This window comes from Niabella insulisoli (assembly GCF_039652435.2).
GTDB lineage: Bacteria > Bacteroidota > Bacteroidia > Chitinophagales > Chitinophagaceae > Niabella > Niabella insulamsoli.
Genome location: NZ_CP190246.1, coordinates 318,945 through 338,592 on the forward strand (window position 1 = coordinate 318,945; position 19,648 = coordinate 338,592).

General features: G+C 49.0%; 12 protein-coding genes. 10 read left to right on the top strand and 2 right to left on the bottom strand.

Annotation, left to right across the window (positions count from 1 at the left end):
• Window positions 1–35 precede the first annotated feature (35 nt).
• Together ABDK00_RS01290 and ABDK00_RS01295 are read right to left on the bottom strand one after the other, a co-directional pair.
• Complete coding sequence (locus ABDK00_RS01290) at window positions 36–1,901, bottom strand: RagB/SusD family nutrient uptake outer membrane protein (protein ID WP_346237697.1); 1,866 nt, start codon at window positions 1,899–1,901, stop codon at window positions 36–38.
• 9 nt (window positions 1,902–1,910) lie between these two features.
• A complete protein-coding gene (locus ABDK00_RS01295) occupies window positions 1,911–4,979 on the bottom strand; it encodes a TonB-dependent receptor (protein WP_346237698.1) in 3,069 nt (1,022 codons plus the stop codon).
• A 350-nt stretch (window positions 4,980–5,329) separates the two neighbouring features.
• Between ABDK00_RS01295 and ABDK00_RS01300 the strand changes: the two genes are divergently transcribed.
• The 10 genes from ABDK00_RS01300 to ABDK00_RS01345 all read left to right on the top strand — a co-directional run bounded on the left by ABDK00_RS01300 (window position 5,330) and on the right by ABDK00_RS01345 (window position 19,633).
• Entirely contained in the window at window positions 5,330–5,863 is a 534-nt protein-coding gene (locus ABDK00_RS01300) for an RNA polymerase sigma-70 factor (protein WP_346237699.1), read from the top strand.
• Window positions 5,864–6,085: 222 nt separating this feature from the next.
• Window positions 6,086–9,211 (top strand): SusC/RagA family TonB-linked outer membrane protein, encoded by a 3,126-nt coding sequence (locus tag ABDK00_RS01305; RefSeq protein ID WP_346237700.1) that lies wholly within the window; start codon window positions 6,086–6,088, stop codon window positions 9,209–9,211.
• 5 nt (window positions 9,212–9,216) lie between these two features.
• A complete protein-coding gene (locus ABDK00_RS01310; RefSeq protein WP_346237701.1) occupies window positions 9,217–10,719 on the top strand; it encodes a RagB/SusD family nutrient uptake outer membrane protein in 1,503 nt (500 codons plus the stop codon).
• A 10-nt stretch (window positions 10,720–10,729) separates the two neighbouring features.
• Window positions 10,730–11,365 (top strand): BACON domain-containing protein, encoded by a 636-nt coding sequence (locus tag ABDK00_RS01315; RefSeq protein WP_346237702.1) that lies wholly within the window; start codon window positions 10,730–10,732, stop codon window positions 11,363–11,365.
• A 65-nt stretch (window positions 11,366–11,430) separates the two neighbouring features.
• Window positions 11,431–12,510: an SGNH/GDSL hydrolase family protein gene (locus tag ABDK00_RS01320; RefSeq protein WP_346237703.1), complete on the top strand. Its 1,080-nt coding sequence runs from the start codon at window positions 11,431–11,433 to the stop codon at window positions 12,508–12,510.
• An 18-nt stretch (window positions 12,511–12,528) separates the two neighbouring features.
• Window positions 12,529–13,473: a sugar phosphate isomerase/epimerase family protein gene (locus ABDK00_RS01325; RefSeq protein WP_346237704.1), complete on the top strand. Its 945-nt coding sequence runs from the start codon at window positions 12,529–12,531 to the stop codon at window positions 13,471–13,473.
• Between the two features lie 12 nt (window positions 13,474–13,485).
• Entirely contained in the window at window positions 13,486–14,337 is an 852-nt protein-coding gene (locus tag ABDK00_RS01330) for an endonuclease/exonuclease/phosphatase family protein (protein ID WP_346237705.1), read from the top strand.
• Between the two features lie 53 nt (window positions 14,338–14,390).
• Window positions 14,391–15,461 carry a FecR family protein gene (locus tag ABDK00_RS01335; RefSeq protein ID WP_346237706.1) on the top strand — a complete coding sequence of 357 codons (1,071 nt, stop codon included), beginning with the start codon at window positions 14,391–14,393 and terminating at the stop codon, window positions 15,459–15,461.
• 109 nt (window positions 15,462–15,570) lie between these two features.
• A complete protein-coding gene (locus ABDK00_RS01340; RefSeq protein WP_346237707.1) occupies window positions 15,571–16,797 on the top strand; it encodes a ligand-binding sensor domain-containing protein in 1,227 nt (408 codons plus the stop codon).
• The gene (locus ABDK00_RS01345) at window positions 16,736–19,633 is read left to right on the top strand and encodes a hybrid sensor histidine kinase/response regulator transcription factor (protein WP_346237708.1); all 2,898 of its coding nucleotides are present in this window, start codon (window positions 16,736–16,738) and stop codon (window positions 19,631–19,633) included. The genes ABDK00_RS01340 and ABDK00_RS01345 overlap by 62 nt, the downstream gene beginning before the upstream one ends.
• Window positions 19,634–19,648: the final 15 nt, after the last annotated feature.

Consider the following 19,648-nt stretch of genomic DNA (forward strand, 5'->3'; position numbering starts at 1 on the left):
CTTGAAAAGGGGAGGGGCCTGCCCGCTGCCCGCGATTAGTGGAAAGGGTTTTTAGTTAATAGGGGGTTCGCATTCAGGGCGCCCTGCGGAACGATTGAGTAATAGTTGCCCATCCTGAAATTGCGGGGCTGCGTAAAGCGGGGCGCTACTTTTTTGACGAATACATATTTATTATGTTTCGACGGATCGCCCGGCCTTACCACGCGGTAGGGCCATAAGGCATAGGCCAAAGTACTTTCCGTCTGGCGGCTGCCGTTAAATAATACATGCGAGAGGCGCCAGCGCTTCAGGTCCCAATAACGCTGTTCCTCAAAAGCCAGCTCTACCTGGAATTCATGCCTGATGGTGTTGATATCGATCGAGCTGAGGCTGTTGGGGCCAAAGCCGGCCCGCTCCCTGATGCGGTTGATATAGCCCAGCGCATCGCCCTGCTGGTTGAGTTCGAAAGCCGCTTCCGCCGCCATCAGCAGGATGCCGCCCAGGCGATAGCGGATCCACCACACATCGCTGCCCTGCCCGGCCTGGCCCGAGCCCACACGCGAATCCACATATTTGCGCAGGAAAAATCCCGTATTGGTGACGTTGGCCGCATTGGGCTGCGGACCGTTGGCCGCCACCAGCAAACCGCCGTCAGAGAACGTGCTGTTGAGTGCAGCAGAAGTCCTTTCCACGTAGCGGTTGGTGGAGGAGTTCCATTCCATCACGCCCGCCTGTATTTCTATTTTTTCACCCCTGAAGGTGGCATTGGGTGTAATCACCGTGCCAAACATCCGCGGGTCTTTTCCGGCAAAGATGTCTTCGGGCTGGTCATAATATATATAATCCGATCCGTTGGCGGTTTGGGTTTGCAAAGCGCCGGGGCTTCCATCGAGGCGGTCAAAAGATTCCACCAGGTTTAAAGTGGGCACCAGGCCCGTGCTGCCCGTCGCGTTTTCGCGCAGCGAGCGCGGAATATTTTCAACCGTAAAACTGTGGTACTTGCCGTCTAGTGTATAATCAAAGGCCCAGATCACTTCCGGATTGCCCGATTTTTTGGTGAACAGGTCATAAAAATTCTGCGCTTTATCGGCGTTGGCGTTGTATAAACTGTAGGGCCCGTTTTCAATAATATCCTGCGCAGCCGCCAGCGATTGTTCGTAATAGGCCGTGGCGCGTGACGCCGGAATGCCCACTTCGCCGCCGGGTGTAGTAATCGGTTCGGTCAGCAGGTTATTATACTTAGCAATAGAGCCGGCATATAGCATGGCCTGTGCCTTCAGGGCCAGCGCTGTCCATTTGTTGGCGCGGGTCTTACTGTTTTCCGTTTGCGGCATCTGGTCTTTGATCGCATCAATTTCGCTGGCGATAAAATCATAAATGCCGGCTTCGGTAGCGCGGGGCGCTCTCATATCCGTTACGCTTTCGGGCCCGGTGTACTGATAGGTTTTTAATATCAGCGGCACGCCGCCCATGCTGCGCACGGCCAGGAAATAAATATAAGCCCGGATAAACCTTCCCTCGGCGAGCAGCTGGTTTTTATCCTCGGTTTCCATGATCTCCGATTGTTCGAGCTTTTCCAGAAAAAGGTCAACATCCCTCATCAGGTCGTAGGGCCAGAACTGTTTATCGGAATAGGGGTAGTTCACCCTTGTGTTGCGGTTATTATTGCCGCCCAGGCCGCCCGACCACATCGCTTCATCGGTATCGGTAGGGGAAAGCAGGCCTCCTTCGAGGCCGCCCGTGGGCTGCAGCCGGTTATACAAATTGGCCAAAACGGCGAGTGATAACTTGGGGTCGTTCCATACCTGTTCGTCGAGCAGGATATCGGTAGGCTCGCGTTGAAGGAATTTTTTACATCCGCAGAGGCCGGCCAGCGCCGCCGCTGCCACAAAAAGAAAAGTGTATTTTTTAAAAATGCTCATGGCTCTGAATTAAAAAGTGAGGTTAAGTCCAAAATTGATCACGCGTACGGAAGGGTATTGTAAACCCGTATTGAGCTGTGTTTCCGGATCGATACCAATATCGTGGGTATTGTCGATAGAGAAGAGGTTGAGGGCGTTGACATAAATCCTGGCATTGCCCATCCTGGCGCGCCGCAGCCATTGCTGTGGCAGGGTATAGCCCAGCATCAAATTCCTCAGGCGCACATAAGATGTGTTTCGGAACCAGAAAGTAGAAGCGCGCAGGTTGCTCTCATTATTCGTTTTTTTGAGCGCGGGATAAGTGCCCGGCACCCAGGGGCTGGTCGGGTCAAAAATATCCTCATGGTGCCAGCGGTCGTTCAGCAAATAATCGGGTGAATTGGCGTCGTTTTGAAAAGGGTTTTTAATTTCCGCTGCGCGGCCGCGGCTTTGCATGGTGGCGCCGGCAAAATTCACGGTTAAATCAATCCCTTTATAACTGCCCGTCAGGTTCAACCCGAAGTTGAGATACGGTAAATTGCTTTCTCCATAACCGGAAGGCCTTTCGTCCAAACCGTCAATAACGCCATCGTTATTTTGGTCTTTATAGATGAAATCTCCCGGCAGCAGGGTCGTATTGTTTTGCCCGTCGATATCTACCGGATAATTGGCAATTTGTTCTACCGATTGGAACTGCCCGATATACTCATAGCCCCATTGAATATTGGCCCACCGATTTTCGCTCGAGGAGCGGTATTCATCGATCGAGTTGGCAAACCTGGGTTTATAAGAATACCAGTTTTTAAGGCGGGCCAGCGTGGCATTGGCGCCCACGGTATAACTGAAGCCGCCGCTTTTGTTATTATAATTGAGGGCCATTTCCATACCCTGGGTATAGTTGGCATTCAGGTTTTCCTGTGGCAGGTCAAAGCCAACCTCCTGCGGAATCAAAACATCATAGCGCGAGGCGGGAATGCCGGTCAGCACGCGGCGAAAGGCTTCAATGCTGCCGCCTAATTTTCCTTTCCACAAAGAAAAGTCAAGGCCGATATTGCTGATGGAGCTATTGATCCAGGTCAGGGTGGTCACGGGCAGGCCGCGGGCCACGACGCCGGTGATCAATAAGCCATCGAGGTAGGCGTTGCCGGCGCCGAAGTTATACCCGTCGAGATAAGCAAAGGCGCCCACATCCGGCTCGCGCCCCGTTTCGCCATAAGAGGCCCTTAGCTTCAGGTCGGTGAGCACATTGGTAATTTTCGATCTTTTCATGAACGGCTCTTCGGTAATCCGCCAGCCGCCGGTAATAAACGGAAACAGGCCCCAGCGATGCGCTTCGGGCAGCCGCCACGATCCGTCATAACGGGCGCCCAGCTCCAGTAAATATTTTTCGCGGAAATTATAGTTACCGCGGAAAAAGAAGCCTGCGCGGGCCGACTCATCTGCCCGGTCGGTGATATCACGGAACTCATCAGGCTGGTTGATAATATCAATATAATTGCTCACGGGCTGCGAGCGTACCCAGAACAGCTTGTCCATGCGTTCTTTGGTTTCAAAGCCGCCGGTGGCTTTGATATCGTGCGGGCCAAACCTGCCGCTGTAATTCAGTTGCGCACGGAGCACATTATCGGTAATATGGCCGTTGTCCTTGCTTCGGAAAGGGTTTTGCTGGCCGCCTGTAATTTCATAAGTATTATTGGCCGCGTCGTATTCGTACGTGTTATAAGTTTTTTCAGAAATATCCCTGAGCAGCGTATTATAAAAATAAGCGTACATGCCCGTAACCGTCAGCCCTTTCACCGGTGTTTTGTATTCGAGGTCGAAGGAGGTTTGCAGCGTCCGGTTCACCTGGTCAAAATAGCCCGATAGCGGGAATACCGCGTAGTTGGTAGCGAAGTTGGTGGTGGTGGCGGGATACTCGGGGTTATTATTCGCGTAGGGGTATTCGATCGGCAGGTTTCTAAATTGGCCCAGCAAGGCCTGGAAATAATCATCGGCGCCGGGCAGCCCCAGGCGGTCTTCGTTTTCGATCTTACCATTTATTTTCACACCCAACCGGATGCGCTGGCCGATCCGCGTGTCGATATTGGCCTGCAGGTTGGTACGGTTGAAATTATACCCATCAAATACGGCCTGCTGGTTGAGGCGGGCAACGGATAAATAATAACTGGTTTTGGGGGAGCCGCCCGTCGTATTGACGTTCATATACGTCTGGGGCGCATAGTCCCTGATATAGCTAGACCAGTCAAAGCCTTCATAGCCGGGGCCTCCGGCCTGCCACAGCGCTACTTCCTCCGGCGTCCACACGCTCGACCCGTTTTGATTGATATCAGCCTCGGCCTGCGCCCTTACATAGTCGGCCGCGCTGGCAGGTTTGGGAAAGCGGGTCAGGCTTTGAAATCCGTGATAAACATTCAGGCTGACTTTATTTTCTTTGTTGATGCTGCCGTTCTTGGTGGTCACCAGCACCACGCCGTTGGAAGCCTGCAGCCCGTAAATTGCCGCCGAACCATCTTTTAAAACCGATAGGCTCTCGATATCTTCCGGGTTGATATTGTTGAACTGGTCTTCGCCTGAGGGCACTCCGTCAATAACAAACAGTGGGGTGCCCAGGTTTCTGATCTGCAACCTGGCATTAGCGCCGGGCCGCCCGTCGGGAACCCTGGTGTTCACCCCTGCGATCTTGCCGATCAGCGCCTGTGAGACCGTCGGCACCGGGCTGATGGTGAGCTCTTCCGAAGTAACCGTAGAAATAGAACTGGTCACATTTTGACGCTTTTGCTGGCCGTAGGCCACAACGATCACTTCGTTCAGCGATTGGGTGGAGCCTTCGAGCGTTACATTGATTTGCGTGCGGCTGTTGACGGGCACTTCGATGGTCTTATAGCCGATACTGCTGAACACAAGGATATCGTTGGCGCCGGCGCCAACCGTATATTTACCATCGTTATCACTGAGTGCGTTGGATGGTTTGCTTTTTACAGAGACGGTTACCGCCGGCACCGGTGCGCCCTGCACGTCGGTGATGATGCCCGTTCGCAGGCTGTCCTGAAACTGCCAGCGGGTTTTGAGGTTGGATGAAACACCAGCTTTTGCAGACATTGCAACAAAGCTTAGTATAAGCCCAAAGGAGAGGGTAATCAATTTCATAAATGATGGCTGCGTTAGAATCGTTATTAAACAAAATACCAGCGTGTACGCTTGCTACGGCCGCAATATTACTTGAAGCCCGTGGCTTCCGCCTATTCAATCTTTCGTTGATTTGTATCAAAGCTTTTTCGAAATGGCAGTGCGCCAAAAGCCCATTTGGCAAAACAAATAGAGCCGCTTTCGTTTCAAAGGACTATTTTTATTGGGGTTACTACGAGCGTTATCAGCGTGGTTCCGGTCGTATGGCTTAACCATAACTTAATTTTCTTTTTTTGGTAGTTTATTAACTTGCGCCCTTTATCATGGATTATGTTTCAGAAATAAAATGCGGTAACAAACGCGCTTTTGAAGAAGTATATCACAAATTTCATAACCGGTTTTATAGCTATGTACTGAGAAAAACCGCTTCGGGCGATCTGGCGGAAGAAGTGGTGCAAATGAGCTTTATAAAAGTTTGGGAAAAGCGCACAGAGCTTTCTGCCATTTATCCCATCGAAGTACAAATTGCCCGAATTGCCCGCTCCCTCATGATCGATGTATTGAGAAAAAAGGCCGTGGAGCGCAGCGCGCTGCACACCATTCAACAAAACGCCCGCGCCGTCATCGACGCCGATCCTGCCGCCGACAAACAACTGGTTGAAAAAGTCCACGAAGCCATTGAAAGCCTGCCTCCCCAATGCAGGAAAATCTTTATGCTAAGCCGCGATGAAGGCCTCACCCATTCCCAAATTGCCAGCCATCTTTCTGTTTCTCCAAAAACCGTGGAAAACCATATCTCCAAAGCGCTGAAAGTGGTCAGGAAAGCCGCTGCGCTCTGTTTCATTTTGAATTTGTAATGTTAACAAATTGTTAACGAGTAGGGGTTGATTGATTTTGATTCGAATCTTCTAATGTTAATCGCTTAATCGCCGCAACAGGGAGCGTTCCTGCGGCCGGCGCAGCGTTAAATTTTAGCAGATGAGACTTTCATGATTAAGTTTTCATTTCAGCACCCAATGGAAAGAAAATTTTAGTTCTGAGAAGTTTCATTCGATCCTAAAAAATAAACCATTTTACGAATGAAAATTAAAGTCATGTTTACCAAAACGCTGTTTACGTTTTTATTGCTGGCGTCGGCCCTGGCTGCAGCAGCGCAGTCCGTTCAAATCAGGGGCACTGTCCTCGACGAGCAGGGCAGCCCGCTCGAAATGGTTTCGGTAGTAGCCCGCCGGGGATCCGTGGAAGTGGCTTCCACGCTTACGGGGAAAGAGGGCACTTTTATACTCAGCAATTTAATTGAAAAAGAAAGCTACGACCTTTATTTTAGTTATGTAGGTTATGAAACCTATATCGAAAAGAATGTGGTGCTGCAAAAAGACCAAAGCGCGCTGCTGGTACGGCTGATCAACAAAACAGGCAATCTCGAGCAGGTGGAAATCGTCGCGGTCGGTTATGGAACGGTAAAGAAAAGCGACCTCACGGGCGCTGTTTCCACCGTTAAAATGCAGGATCTTGATAATATCCCGGTGCCGCGCGTTGACCAGATGCTTGCCGGCCGTATTGCCGGCGCCGAATTTATGTCGACCGATGGGGCGCCCGGCTCGGGAACCACTGTGCGCATCAGGGGAACGCGGTCTATTTCTGCCGATAACGAACCCTTGTATATTGTGGATGGCGTTATGGACGGGATCAATAACCTGAATGATTTAAACCCTTCCGACATTGCGAGCATCAGCGTGTTGAAAGATGCGTCTTCCACGGCAATTTATGGTTCGCGCGGGGCCAACGGCGTTATCATTATCACCACCAAAAGCGGCATCGACAAGGACGGCAAAACGGATATCACTTTGAGGACGTCGCAGGGATTCGCTAAGATGGCCAGCCGGCTCAACCTGATGGATGCTACGCAGTTTGCACAGCTGATCAATGATCGATATTACTATGCCAGCGCAGCCAACAAAACAAAGCCGCTCGAAGATTATCCCTATCCTGATCCGCTTTCGCTGGGCGAGGGTTCCGACTGGCAGGGCGCTTTAACGCGCACAGCGCCTTTCTCCAATTATTCATTGACCGCGTCGGGCGGCTCGAAAGCGACGCGTTTTTTTCTATCCGGCGGTTATGATAATATCGACGGCGTGATCCTGGGCAGCGAGTTCAAGCGGTACCAGTTTCGTGTGAATCTTGATCAAACACTCAGCAAATTTGCGAAAGCAGGCGTGCGCATCGCTTATTCCAACAGCACGCAGGACCAGCCGATGCGTTATCTGGGCGCTTATAATAACTGGAGCGTATCTTTTGTTTCCGTAGCGCCGGTGGTGCCTATCTATAATGAAGACGGCACGCTCAACAGCTGGAATTCGCAAAACTATTCGGGAGGCGTGTCCGACCTGCCTTTGTTTGATGCTACACTAAGAAAAAATACCACCCAAACCGGAACGCTCAGCTCGATGGCTTATGTAGATATTACGCCCGTGAAAAATATAGTGGCGCATTCGTCCATCTCCTATTCCAAATATGATATCAATAATAATGCGCTGGTGCCTTCCACGATGCCGAGCCGCGCCACCGCCGGCAATGCGACCTCCAAAAGCATTCAGCAAAATGATAACCTGTTGAATGAAAACACGCTGCTTTACAAAAATACGTTTGGCGCCGATCATCATTTTGACGCCATGTATGGTTTTACCGTGCAGATGAGGAATTTCTATCGTGTATCGGTAGGCGGCAGCGGCTACTACAGCGATGAAACAGCGCTTTGGGATATCGGCGCCATTCCTGATAAGCAAAGGCTCAATGTGAGCGGCGCGAAAGAGTTGCAAACGCGGGTGTCGCACCTGGCGCGGGTGAACTATAATTATGCGCAGAAATATTACCTCACGGCAACGCTGCGCCGCGACGGGGCTTCCAACTTTGCGGCCAATAATAAATGGGCTTATTTCCCCTCCGCCGCTATCCGGTGGAACGTGCTCAAAGAAAACTTCATGAAAAACTCAGCCATCAACGAATTTGCAGTGCGCCTGAGCGCGGGCACTTCCGGCAACGATGCTATTTCAAGATACCAATCGATCAGCCGCCTGGGTTCAACGACATCAGGGTATTTGTTCGGCGGTAGCCAGCCGGTCGCGTTTTATCCGACGGGGATTGCCAATTCGGGTTTGAAGTGGGAAAAGACCACAGCCTATAATGCCGGTATTGATCTTGCTTTTTTCCGTCGCCGCCTGAACGTAACGGTGGAAGCCTATCAAAGCAATACTTCAGATTTACTGCTGAGCGTTCAAATGCCCACGCAGACCGGTTTTTCTTCCCGCTTGATGAACTTCGGGAAAACCTCCAATAAGGGCGTGGAACTGACGGTCAATTATGATGTCATCCGCAAAAGCAAATTTGGCTGGTCGACCAGCTTAACGGCTGCCCACAACCAGCAAATGGTTGAAGATATCGGGATGGTGGGGCGCGTGGTGACGAATAATTACACCTATGGCGCCCAGTACATGATCAACGGATATCAAACCGGCTACCCGCTCAATGCGATTTATGGATTTGAATATGCCGGCGTCTGGAAAAGCCAGGAAGAAATCGTACAAAATCAAACGGACAAAAAATATGTGTCGGCTTCCTCGGCATATTTCACCGTGGGCCGCCAGCGCTATATCGATCAAAACAAAGACGGGCTGATGAACAGCGATGATATGGTATTGCTCGGCGATGCCGATCCCGAATTATATGGCGGCTGGCAAAATACGCTCCGGTATAAAAAAGCATTTTTTTCCATCTTCTTTAATTATTCGATCGGCGGCGATATGTATTATCCCGGCGGCATGTTCAACATGACGGGTGTTTACCTCAACAACCAGCAGGAATTGATGGTTAACCGTTTTCATGAGATTCGTAATCCTGGATCTGATATCCCCCGAACCGATTCCAAAGACGATATTCCCAATGATCGCTTTGTGTATGATGCGAGCTTCCTGCGTTTAAAGGCGGCCTCCATTGGTTATAACTTTGACCTGTCCCGGCTCACTGCGTCAAAGCTGCAAACCTTATCGCTGTCGCTCAATGGCAGCAACCTGTTGCTGTTTAAAAACTATTTAGGCTACGACCCGGAAGTGAATACCAGTGGCACTTCTTCCACGCTTCGCCGCATCGACAATGGCTCGTTTCCACCCAATCGTACGATCACTTTTACTGCTGAACTAAAATTCTGATACGCATGAAACCAACAAAAATATACGTTCTTATTGCCTTGGCAGTTGTAGTATTTGCCGTAAGTGGCTGTGAAAAATTTTTGGAAGAAAAGCCGCAAAGCTTTCTCAGCGCCGACAACTTTTACCAGACCGAAGCCCAGGCTCTCTCGGCAGTGAACGCCTGTTATCTCCGTCTGTATAATATTTACCGTGGCGACCTGATGATGGCTACCGAATATACCAGCGATCTTTCTTATTTGACCAATGGCGGTGTCGATCAGTCGTTTGGCATGTCGCCTTCCAATCCGGGCGTTAGCGATGGTATTTGGACGGCAGCCTACAACGGCATTATGATTTGCAATGCCACTTTAGCCGGCATTCAGAAATCCACGGGGATCGATGCCGAAAAAAAGCCGCCGCTGATCGCAGAAGCGGTCACCTTAAGAGCGCTTTATTATTATATCCTCACCAGCATGTTTGGCGACGTGCCTTACTATACCAGCGACGCGAGCGCCAGCTTCGACGCGCTGACGGAAGTGGCCAGGATGGGCCGTGTCAATGCGACTTTGATAAGAGACAGCCTGATCGCCGACCTTCAAAAATGGGTGCCCAGCCTGCCGCAAAAGAAAAGTTCGGAAATTGCGGACAACCGGTCAGGTGCGCCGCTGGCGTACATGCTTATAGGTAAACTGGCGCTATGGAATAAAAAATGGAATGTTTGTGTGGATGCCATGCAACACCTCAAAGCGATCTATGGCGCGCTGTCTCAATACCCGTTAACGGACACCTGGTTCAGGTATAAAAACCGTCCCGAATCAATCTTCGAAGTGCAATATGCCGGCACGCTGAAGATCAGTAATGTGGCCACGCAAATGACCCCGCCGCGGGCGACGGGTGTGGCGGTTTATGATGGCGTCACCATTACGGAACTGGGCAGTACCACCACGACATTCACTGCCGCTACGCCGACGGACTACCTCATGTCATTGTACACCGATGCAGACCCGCGGAAAAATACAACGCTGGCCTACACCTACAACGGTACCTGGTTCAACCGGCCGGCCTCCAACAATTTTACCGGGAAACCCTGGCCCGGCCCTAAATTCTGGTGTCTCAATATGAACCTTCAGCAGGATAACAACAACCAGAAAGTATTTCGCTATGCGGATGCTTTGCTGATGCTCGCAGAAGCCGCCAACGAATTAGACGACGCGGCGACGGCTATGTCGGCGATCAATGAAGTAAAAGCGCGCGTGAATCCCGCTTTTGCTTTAACTGCCTATCCCGGTAAAGAAGGTTTCCGCGAGGAAATGAAAAAAGAGCGGGCAAGGGAACTGTACGGAGAATATGGCCGTAAGTGGGACCTGGTTAGATGGGGCGAATTCTTTACGCGTGTCAGCGCCACGTCGGCCGCCGAGCTGGACATGATCAAAACTAATTTAAGGCCCTACCACGAATACTATCCCATCCCTCAATCGGAAGTAGAGCGCTCGGGCGGCATCTTAACCAACGAAGCTTATAATCAATAAAAACATGGCTATGAACCGATGTATAATTTGTGTGGCTTTTCTGGCCCTGTGGCTGATCAGCTGTAAAAAAGAAGATACCGTATTTAACACAGACCTCGCGCTGGATTCGAGGTTTATCATCCTCAATGCGCCTGCCGATACGACCAAAATTGTGGTGTATTCAGATCATAGCTGGACGGTGGAGCATCCTGAAAATGCTTCCTGGCTGACCTTACAGCAAAACGCGGGCAGCGGAACGGCTTACGCAATTGTTGCCGTAAACGATAATCTCTCCGATTACCCGCGCGCTACAACACTGTATTTTAAAGCGGGGGATAAAACAGATACCCTTCGGTTGGGTCAGCGCGGGCTGATTGTGCCAAGGCTGACGATTACGGCGGCTTCGGTCAACGCGCCTGCCCTTGGCGGCAATATTCAAACGGCGATTACCACTACCTTACCGCTCGACGCCTTGAGCCCGGCTTACAGCTACAGCGCTGGCAGCGATTGGATTTCAGGGTTGCAGGTCGTAGAGGGAAAGTTGCTTTTTAATGTCGCCGCAAACGAAAGTGCAGCAAGCCGATCGGCAAAAATTTACCTGAGTTATGCCGATTTACTGGGAACGAATCTGAAAGATTCGCTCGTGGTGAATCAACCGCGGCCATAAATGCTTATATTGTAAACACCATTCGCTGCGGACGGCTCGGAACCCTCAATGTATAAATGCTTGATATGATGCAAAAATTATCGATTTTATGGATAGCTTGTTGTTGTAGTATTTTAATATCTGCGCAAAACGCTAAAAAAAATGCGCTGGTCTTTACCGATGCGGCTGCGTTAAAGCTGATGGGCCAGGCTTTTCCTTTGAAGAGCTATCATCGCATCGATACCGGCTTGCATCGCAACTTTTCTGCGGGCATTAAAAACCTGCTGACGCACAGCGCGGGGCTGACGATCAGTTTCAAAACCAATAGCCCGCGTATTGCTGCCAAATGGTGTGTCGGCAGCGATAAACCTTCCGGCAATAATATGGCCGCAATTGCCAGCAAGGGCCTCGACCTCTATATTAAAAAGGAAGGTAAATGGCAGTTTGCTGGCGTGGGCCGGCCAAAAGGCGTTTGCAATGAATTTGAGCTGGTAAAAGACATGGAACCCGGCGAGAAAGAATGCTTGCTCTATTTGCCACTCTACGATGCTATCAAAAGCCTTTCAATCGGCGTTGAGGAGGGTTATAACCTCTCCTCAGGGAGCGACCCTTTTGCGGCCAGGCGGGTGGTTATTTATGGTTCGAGCATTACACAGGGCGCCTCGGCCAGCAGGCCCGGAATGGCCTACCCGGCGCGGCTTTCAAGAGCCATGGGGATTCAGTTTATCAACCTGGGTTTGAGCGGAAGCGGCAAGATGGAAAAGGAGGTTGCCGATATGGTGGCAAGCATAGATGCCGAAGCGTTTATCATGGATTGCTTTGCCAATCCCAGCCCGGAACAGATCGCAGCGCGGACAGCCTATATGGTAAAAGCGATCCGCGCCAAACATCCGCAGGCGCCTATCATTATGATACAAAGCGTTGTCCGGGAACGGGGCAATTTCGACCTGGTGTCGCGGGCATATGTGAAAAGCCAAAATGACAATGCCCTGAAGGTTTATCAAAGTTTGCTGAAAGAAGGTGTTTCTAATCTTCATCTTATACCGGGTGATCAGCTGTTAGGCGGCGATCATGAAGGGACGACCGATGGCACGCATCCCAATGATATCGGCTTCGACCGGATGCTTCAGGTGATCCAACCGGCATTAATACCTATTCTTAAATAATTTCTACCCGATCATCCAATGGTTAAATATTATTTTTCCTGCTTACTCCTGATCATTTGTGGCCTGGTATTTTCGATCGCTGCCGCAGCGCAGCGGCCGCAAAAACTGCAGCTGGGCTTTTCGATACCGGTCCAAAAAATAACACCGGAAATATTAACAAAGGCGAAAGCCAATGGGATCGACTACATCGAAACCAGCATCAATGCTTTTATCGACGCCGACCGGAATTTTAAAATATCCGATGCCGAAATCATCAGCGCTGTAAAAGCGGCGAAGGCCGCCGCCGATGAGGCTGGTATCCGGGTATGGTCCATTCATATGCCGTTTGGGCCCAAGATTGACCTGTCGCTGACCGACGATGCAGAGCGCCGGCGCGTGCTGGAGTTGCATAAAAAAGTGATCGCCTTTTGTTCGCTTCTACAGCCGCAGGTTATCCTGTTCCACCCGAGTTTTTTTCTCGGACTGAATGAACGGGAGCGGCGCAAAAATCAACTGGTGCTGTCGGCGACCGAACTGAACAAAGCCGTAAAAGCAATTGGCGCTACCATGGTTATTGAAAATATGTTTGGCCCCGAATTATTGAGGGATGCCGATCGTGAACGCCCGTTGTTGCGAACAGTAGAAGAAACGGTTGATATCATGAACCAATTGCCCGCGGATATTTACGCAGCCATCGATCTCAACCATGCGAAGTATCCCGCATCTTTGATTTATGCAATGGGCAGCCGGCTGAAAACTATTCATGTGGCAGACGGCACAGACAAGGCCGAGAATCATTTCTTTCCATGTAGCGGGGAAGGCCATAACGACTGGGTGGCCATTTTTGTGGCGCTCCATGCAGTGAAATACAAAGGCCCTTTTATGTATGAATCAAAATATAAAGACGTAAGCGAGTTTGAGCCCTGCTATGAAAGCTTGTATCAGTCATTCTTGCATGCGCACCAAACAGGTAGCCGCAAATAAAAATAAATTTCAATGGTGAAAAGAAAAGCGATGAAGAACGGATTAATATTAGGTTTAGCTGTATGGATTGCCGGCATTGCGGCCGCGCAAACCAATGCGCCTGTGAAGCTGCGCGTGGGCACTTATAATGTCGGCCATTTCAACCAGGGTATGAAAGGGGGGCTGGAAGTGAGAGGAAAGGCGCAGTATCCCAACGACAAGGGAGTGACGGGGAAGTATATCAAACAGGAATTGTTGAACTGGAAGCATTGGATCGGCGCTCAAAGCCTCGATATTCTTGCCGTTCAGGAGTGGAACCGTTTCTTTGATCAGGACAGTACTTACAAGGCCGCCGACGAACTGCTGAAGCCTTTTTATAATCATATTTATTTCGGCGATGAGCACGCGTGGATCTACAATGGGATTGCCACGAATTACCAGTTGACCGGCCTTCGGCAACAGTATTGGTTCCAGGACTACTACGCCTTGATCGGCGATTTGAAAATCGGCGATAAAACGGTGCAGGTTATTTCAACGCATATTCCCTGGCAGGCCAAGGGGCATGCGGCTGCGCTCGACGCACTGACGGCTCAATTGAAAAAATTTAAGTATTTTATTTGCTTCGGGGATATGAACGCCACCGACGAAGAAATACTAAAATTTCCGGAGGCCGGGTTTAATATCGCCAACGGCGGCCACCAGGGCTGGTTTGTGACTGCCGCCGGCGGTGTTTTGCTCGATCGTATGAAAGATGGCCCCAACCGGCATATCGATAATATCATTACCAGCGGTAATATTAAAATAATGAAGGTGGATGCGCCTTATACCAAGCTCAACGATTTGGATCATCTGCCGGTTTTGGCAGACGTCATCATCACGGAATAAAGCCAAAAACAACAACTGTTCAAAAAAATTATCGCAACAATACCCCGTGATCCATGAAGCCAGGCAGAGACTTGATCGAACGATTCTTTAAAAATGAGTGTACGGCCCGGGAAGCCGAAGCCGTAGCCCGTTTTTTGGAAGCGCATCCCGAGGAGCTGGAGCGGTATGCTCCGTTGCAGGAATGGGTGAGCGATGGAGGGCCACATCTAAATCCCGATATAAGCGACCGGATGTTGGAGCAGGTAAGGCAGCGCTACAGGCGCGATAAAAGTTTCTCAACAACTAAAAAAATACTGCGCTATCTGGCGGCGGCGGTTGTGCTGGCATTTGTAAGCTGGTTGGGCATTGCATTGTTGAGCGGCCGCGCAGATGAAAAGCAGATCGGCGGTGTTTCACTTTCACAGCCGGCGCCAGTTGCTGAACAGGTAACCAACACAACAGACGGGGCGATGCAACTGAGCCTTTCGGATTGTTCTGTGATTACGCTCTATCCCAACAGCAGGCTCGCGTATTTGCCTGCGTTTGAAAAGGACCGGCGCGTGCTGCACCTGGAAGGGAAGGCGCGTTTCAAGGTAGCCAAAGACGCCGCACGGCCTTTTACGGTGTATGCTTCGGGCATTGCCACAACGGCGTTGGGCACTGAGTTTGTTGTGTCAGTTTCAGAGGGGAAGCAGGTTTCGGTATTGCTAAAGGAAGGCGTCGTGAAAGTGGGGCCGCAACATCCTAAAAGCGATGCTGCCCCGGTGTTGCTTCATCCCGGCGACCGGATACTTGTTGATAGCAAACAATTTGGTAATTATACATTAAAGCGCGCGGCAGTTCCGGCGCGGGATACAAAAGACAGCCAAAGAGCAGCGCCTCTCAAGGCGGTTGAAAAGGCGCTGCCCACCCAGGCGGGAAAGCTGGTTTTTAAAAACCAGTCATTGCGGGAAGTTTTTGGCGCTGTAGAAAAAAAATTTGGCGTATCGGTTCAGTACGACAAATCGTCGGGCATCGACGATAAATTATTTACCGGCGTATTCCTGGAAAGCGATGATTTACAATTCGTGTTGAATTTAATTAGCCGCTTACATGATCTGGCGTATCGCGTTGAGGGCGACACGGTTACTATTTACAAAAAGTAAATAATCTATTACCTGTCTTTTAATAATCCCTCACCCGGGATCTTCCAAAAAAAGCTAACCTGGCTATTCAGATTGATTCATCCTCGACGGATCTCTTCATCCATTTACTATGGCAGCCCAACTTGTCATATTTTATTATATTTACGACATGCGTGCCAATTCTGCTAATGCGAAGATTATGAAGAGTGTAGCTTTTATTCTTTTTTCCCTTTTTTTAGGAATTGCTGAGACGAGGGCCAACGATATAAAATTTAATACCCTAACTGTCGACGAAGGATTGTCGCAACACGATGTAAGTTGCATTATAAAAGATAGCTATGGTTTTATCTGGATAGGAACCTACGATGGCTTGAATCGCTTTGATGGCCACCGGATAAAAAATTATTTTAGTAAAACCGGCGATGTGAACAGTTTGCCGGGCAATCGTATTAAATCTCTTTTTGAAGACGCTCAAAAGAGAATTTGGGTGGGTACCGACGGCTATGGCGTTGCTTATTATTCTCTTGTGGATGAAGCGTTTTTTCGTGTTGCCATTCCACCGGGGCATAATCGGATTAATTCCATTGTTGAAGATAAGCAGGGCAATATCATCTTAGCCACATCTTCCGGTTTGTTAAGCATTGCACCCCATGACCCGAAAAAGGCGGTGGAGATACCCACCGCTCCAAACATTAAATTTGTCAATGACCTTGCGTTGGCGGCTGACGGAAGATTGGTCTTAGCTACAAATAGCGGCGTGGCGCTCTATACCAAAGGAGCGGTTGCCTATTTTAAGGGAACCGAAGGGCGGCATTATAACACGATCGCTTTTGATAAGTTCGGACAACTTTGGGCGGCTCAACCGGATGGCATTCAAAAGCTGGACTTAAACAGTAAAGCCGTGATTCAGGAAATTAAAGTAGGAAACGGCGTTCAATTCCGGTCGTTATGCTTCTCAAAAAAAGGAGATTTGTGGGCAGGAACGATCAACCATGGCCTCTATCAAATAAACCCGCAGACTTTATCGGTTACTCAAAATTTTAAGTCGGACATCACCAGGAAGAATACGCTGCTCACCAACTCCGTTCTGTATCTTTTTTGTGACGAAAACGATTTGCTTTGGGCCGCTAACAGAAAAGGAGTCTGTTATGCAAACCTCTCGGCAAAGCCTTTCAGCGCGATCGACCTTTCCAGCATTACGAAAGCGCATACGCCCATTCCTATAAGAAGCCTAATGGTAAAAGATCAAAAAGTGTATTTTGGCGTGAGGCACGGGGGGGGGCTATACCTACGACATGCATACGGAAAAAATTGCTCACTTAAATATGCCCGAGGCCGCCCATCCACTGGCTTTTGAGACGATGAATAACCAGGTGTATGTTGCCACTTCAAACGGATTGTTTTCGGGCAAGGAAAGCAGTTTGAAGTTTACTCCTGTAAACCTCGTTACGTCAACGGGCAGAAGGCTGGACAACTTAGTAGTTACTTCTTTAGGAACCGATGGAAGCGATAAATTGTATCTGGGAACCGCTTCGGGATTGCTCATTAAGGACGGCGAAAAAATGGATTGGATTGAGGATATTAGTAAAGCCGGGCGGTTGCTGAAAAGAAAAAGAGTGTTTAGCCTTTTATTTGACAACGCCGAAAATTGCCTGTGGGTCGGTACGGTGGCAGTCGGGCTATACAGTGTAAAATTTTCGAGCGAGGGCAGGGTGAAAGCTGTTGAAAGATATAGTACATCCGAAACCGGGCATTTCTACATTCACAACAATAGTATATGGGCATTTGCAAAAGATAAAAAGGGCAATCTGTGGGTGGGAACCGATATGGGGCTGCTTAAAAAAAGTAAAAATGCCCCTGCTTTTGTTTCAGTGAGCGCCGAGGGCGTGGCCAACAAAAAAATAATGGGGATTATTGAGGATCGACATGAAAAGCTGTGGCTCAGTAATTCGCAAGGGCTGATCTGTTACGACCCTGCGAAAGAGCTGTCCAGAAATTATACCGTAAAGGATGGCCTTATATCCAGCTCCCTGAATGAGGCTGTGGCGCAATCTGCAGATGGAAAATTGTTTTTCGGAAGTATCGACGGCATTAACTATTTCAACTACGATGAAATTCAAAAAGCGCCGGCCGCGATAGGGGTTTTTATCAGCGATTTCCGGGTGCACAATCAAAGCGTATCGCCGCACCAGGTATATTTTGACAATGTTATCCTGGATCAAAATATAAACGAAGCAAAATCAGTAACGCTTTCCTACAAACAAAATAATTTTATGATTGAGTTTGGAGGTTCCAACTATGCCGTTACTTCACAACACAGGTTCCGGTATAAATTGGTGGGCTATGACGACGAATGGACTTACACCAATGGAAAGCAAAATTTTGCGGCCTTCTCCAACCTTCCCTTTGGCAGGTATTCATTTTACGTTGAAGTGGCCAATGAAGACGGAGTATGGAACAATGATGCTAAAACGATAGACTTCACTATCACGGCACCCATTTGGCAAAGCCCGGCGGCATATATTGTATATGCTTTGATTTCCTTCGCGATTTTGTACTTTCTGTATTTTTCCTGGAACAACCGGCAAAAGCTAAAATATCAAATGGAAGTAGAGCAGATGAATCATAAAAAAGAACATGAGGTCAATGAATTTAAGCTGAGGTTTTTTACGGATGTGGCGCATGAATTTAAAACGCCGCTTTCCCTGATTGCGGGCCCGTTGCAGGATATCCTGCATCACAATATTTCCGAAGATCAAAAAAAATTCAACCTCAACATCGTTCAGCGCAACACAAAAAGAATGCTGCTCCTGACAAATCAATTATTAGATTTTACAAAAATAAATTCGGAAGTCAACATTTTAAAACCGTCGAAAAGCGATGTGGCAGCGGTAATTAAAGAGGTTGCAAAGTCGTTCCACTGGCAGGTGAAAAATGAGGGAATAGATTTTAAAATAATTGCCCCGGAAGAGCTGCTTCTTTGTTTTGACAGGGATATACTCGAAAAAGCGCTTTACAATCTTTTATCGAACGCATTTAAACATACGCCCAAGGGCGGCGTGGTAGAAATTGAAGTGCTGCCGCCACTGAACAATAACACGGCACTTGCCATAGCGATAAGAGATAGCGGGAAAGGCATTCCGCCCGCAGATCGGGATAAAATATTTGACCGCTTTTTTCACGGTGATGCCCCAACAGCGTCAGGCATTGGGCTTAATCTCACCGCAACATTAGTGAAAGCGCACCACGGCAGTATTGAAGTGAAGGAGAGCGCCTATGGGGGCGCGGAGTTTTTGGTAGCTATCCCGGTTTTGGAAGCGGCGGCCACTCCTTCGATAAAACAGGAAGAACGCCCTGCTACAAAAGAATGGATACCCACTGCCTATTCGGAAGAAAAGCATACGGATCCATATGTATCGAAAGAGCAAATCCTTGTTGTGGAAGACGACCATGACCTGCGCATTTATTTAAAAAGCAGCCTGGAAGCGAAGTATAAAGTTTTGGAAGCGGCCAATGGTGAGGAGGGATTGGCGTTAGCCCTCGAATACATTCCGGACATTATTATTTCGGATGTGATGATGCCCTTAATGGATGGGGTTAGCATGTGTAGCAGCATTCATAATAACAACAAAACTTCGCATATCCCGGTTTTGATGATAACGGCAAAGACGGCTACGGAACATCAAAGACAGGGTTTGCAGGCAGGCGCCTGGGATTATATTGCAAAACCATTTGATACGGGCCTTATACTGCTTAAGATAGAAAATATACTGGCTACGCGGAAGCAAATGCGACAGCAGATTATGGATCATCATATTTCTGTTCAGATAGAAGACCATTACACCTCCTACGATCAAACCTTCATCAAGCAACTCACCGATGTTATTGTTGAGAAAATGAGCGAAGACGGCTACAATGTAGAAAGCCTTGCGCAGGATATGGGTTTCAGCCGGATGCAGCTGCATCGGAAAGTAAAATCACTGACCGGTCATACCACTTCCAGTTTAATAAACACCATCAAAATAAAGCACGCGACAACAATGTTTGACGAAGGATGCGACAGGGTACAGGAGGCGATGTACGCAACCGGCATATTAAGTTATTCGCATTTCAACAACCTGTTTAAAAAAATCAACGGAAAAACAGCATCAGAATACATCAGTATGGTGGCCAAGAAAAGAAATGTGACCTAATGCGTTAAAAAGGGG

Excerpts from the sequence above, each read along its gene's own strand:
- ABDK00_RS01330 (WP_346237705.1), top strand. The coding sequence starts at position 13,486 with ATGGTGAAAAGAAAAGCGATGAAGAACGGATTAATATTAGGTTTAGCT.
- ABDK00_RS01325 (WP_346237704.1), top strand. The coding sequence starts at position 12,529 with ATGGTTAAATATTATTTTTCCTGCTTACTCCTGATCATTTGTGGCCTG.
- ABDK00_RS01295 (WP_346237698.1), bottom strand. The coding sequence starts at position 4,979 with ATGTCTGCAAAAGCTGGTGTTTCATCCAACCTCAAAACCCGCTGGCAG.
- ABDK00_RS01345 (WP_346237708.1), top strand. The coding sequence starts at position 16,736 with ATGCATACGGAAAAAATTGCTCACTTAAATATGCCCGAGGCCGCCCAT.
- ABDK00_RS01315 (WP_346237702.1), top strand. The coding sequence starts at position 10,730 with ATGAACCGATGTATAATTTGTGTGGCTTTTCTGGCCCTGTGGCTGATC.
- ABDK00_RS01310 (WP_346237701.1), top strand. The coding sequence starts at position 9,217 with ATGAAACCAACAAAAATATACGTTCTTATTGCCTTGGCAGTTGTAGTA.
- ABDK00_RS01340 (WP_346237707.1), top strand. The coding sequence starts at position 15,571 with ATGGCAGCCCAACTTGTCATATTTTATTATATTTACGACATGCGTGCC.
- ABDK00_RS01290 (WP_346237697.1), bottom strand. The coding sequence starts at position 1,901 with ATGAGCATTTTTAAAAAATACACTTTTCTTTTTGTGGCAGCGGCGGCG.
- ABDK00_RS01335 (WP_346237706.1), top strand. The coding sequence starts at position 14,391 with ATGAAGCCAGGCAGAGACTTGATCGAACGATTCTTTAAAAATGAGTGT.
- ABDK00_RS01305 (WP_346237700.1), top strand. The coding sequence starts at position 6,086 with ATGAAAATTAAAGTCATGTTTACCAAAACGCTGTTTACGTTTTTATTG.
- ABDK00_RS01300 (WP_346237699.1), top strand. The coding sequence starts at position 5,330 with ATGGATTATGTTTCAGAAATAAAATGCGGTAACAAACGCGCTTTTGAA.
- ABDK00_RS01320 (WP_346237703.1), top strand. The coding sequence starts at position 11,431 with ATGATGCAAAAATTATCGATTTTATGGATAGCTTGTTGTTGTAGTATT.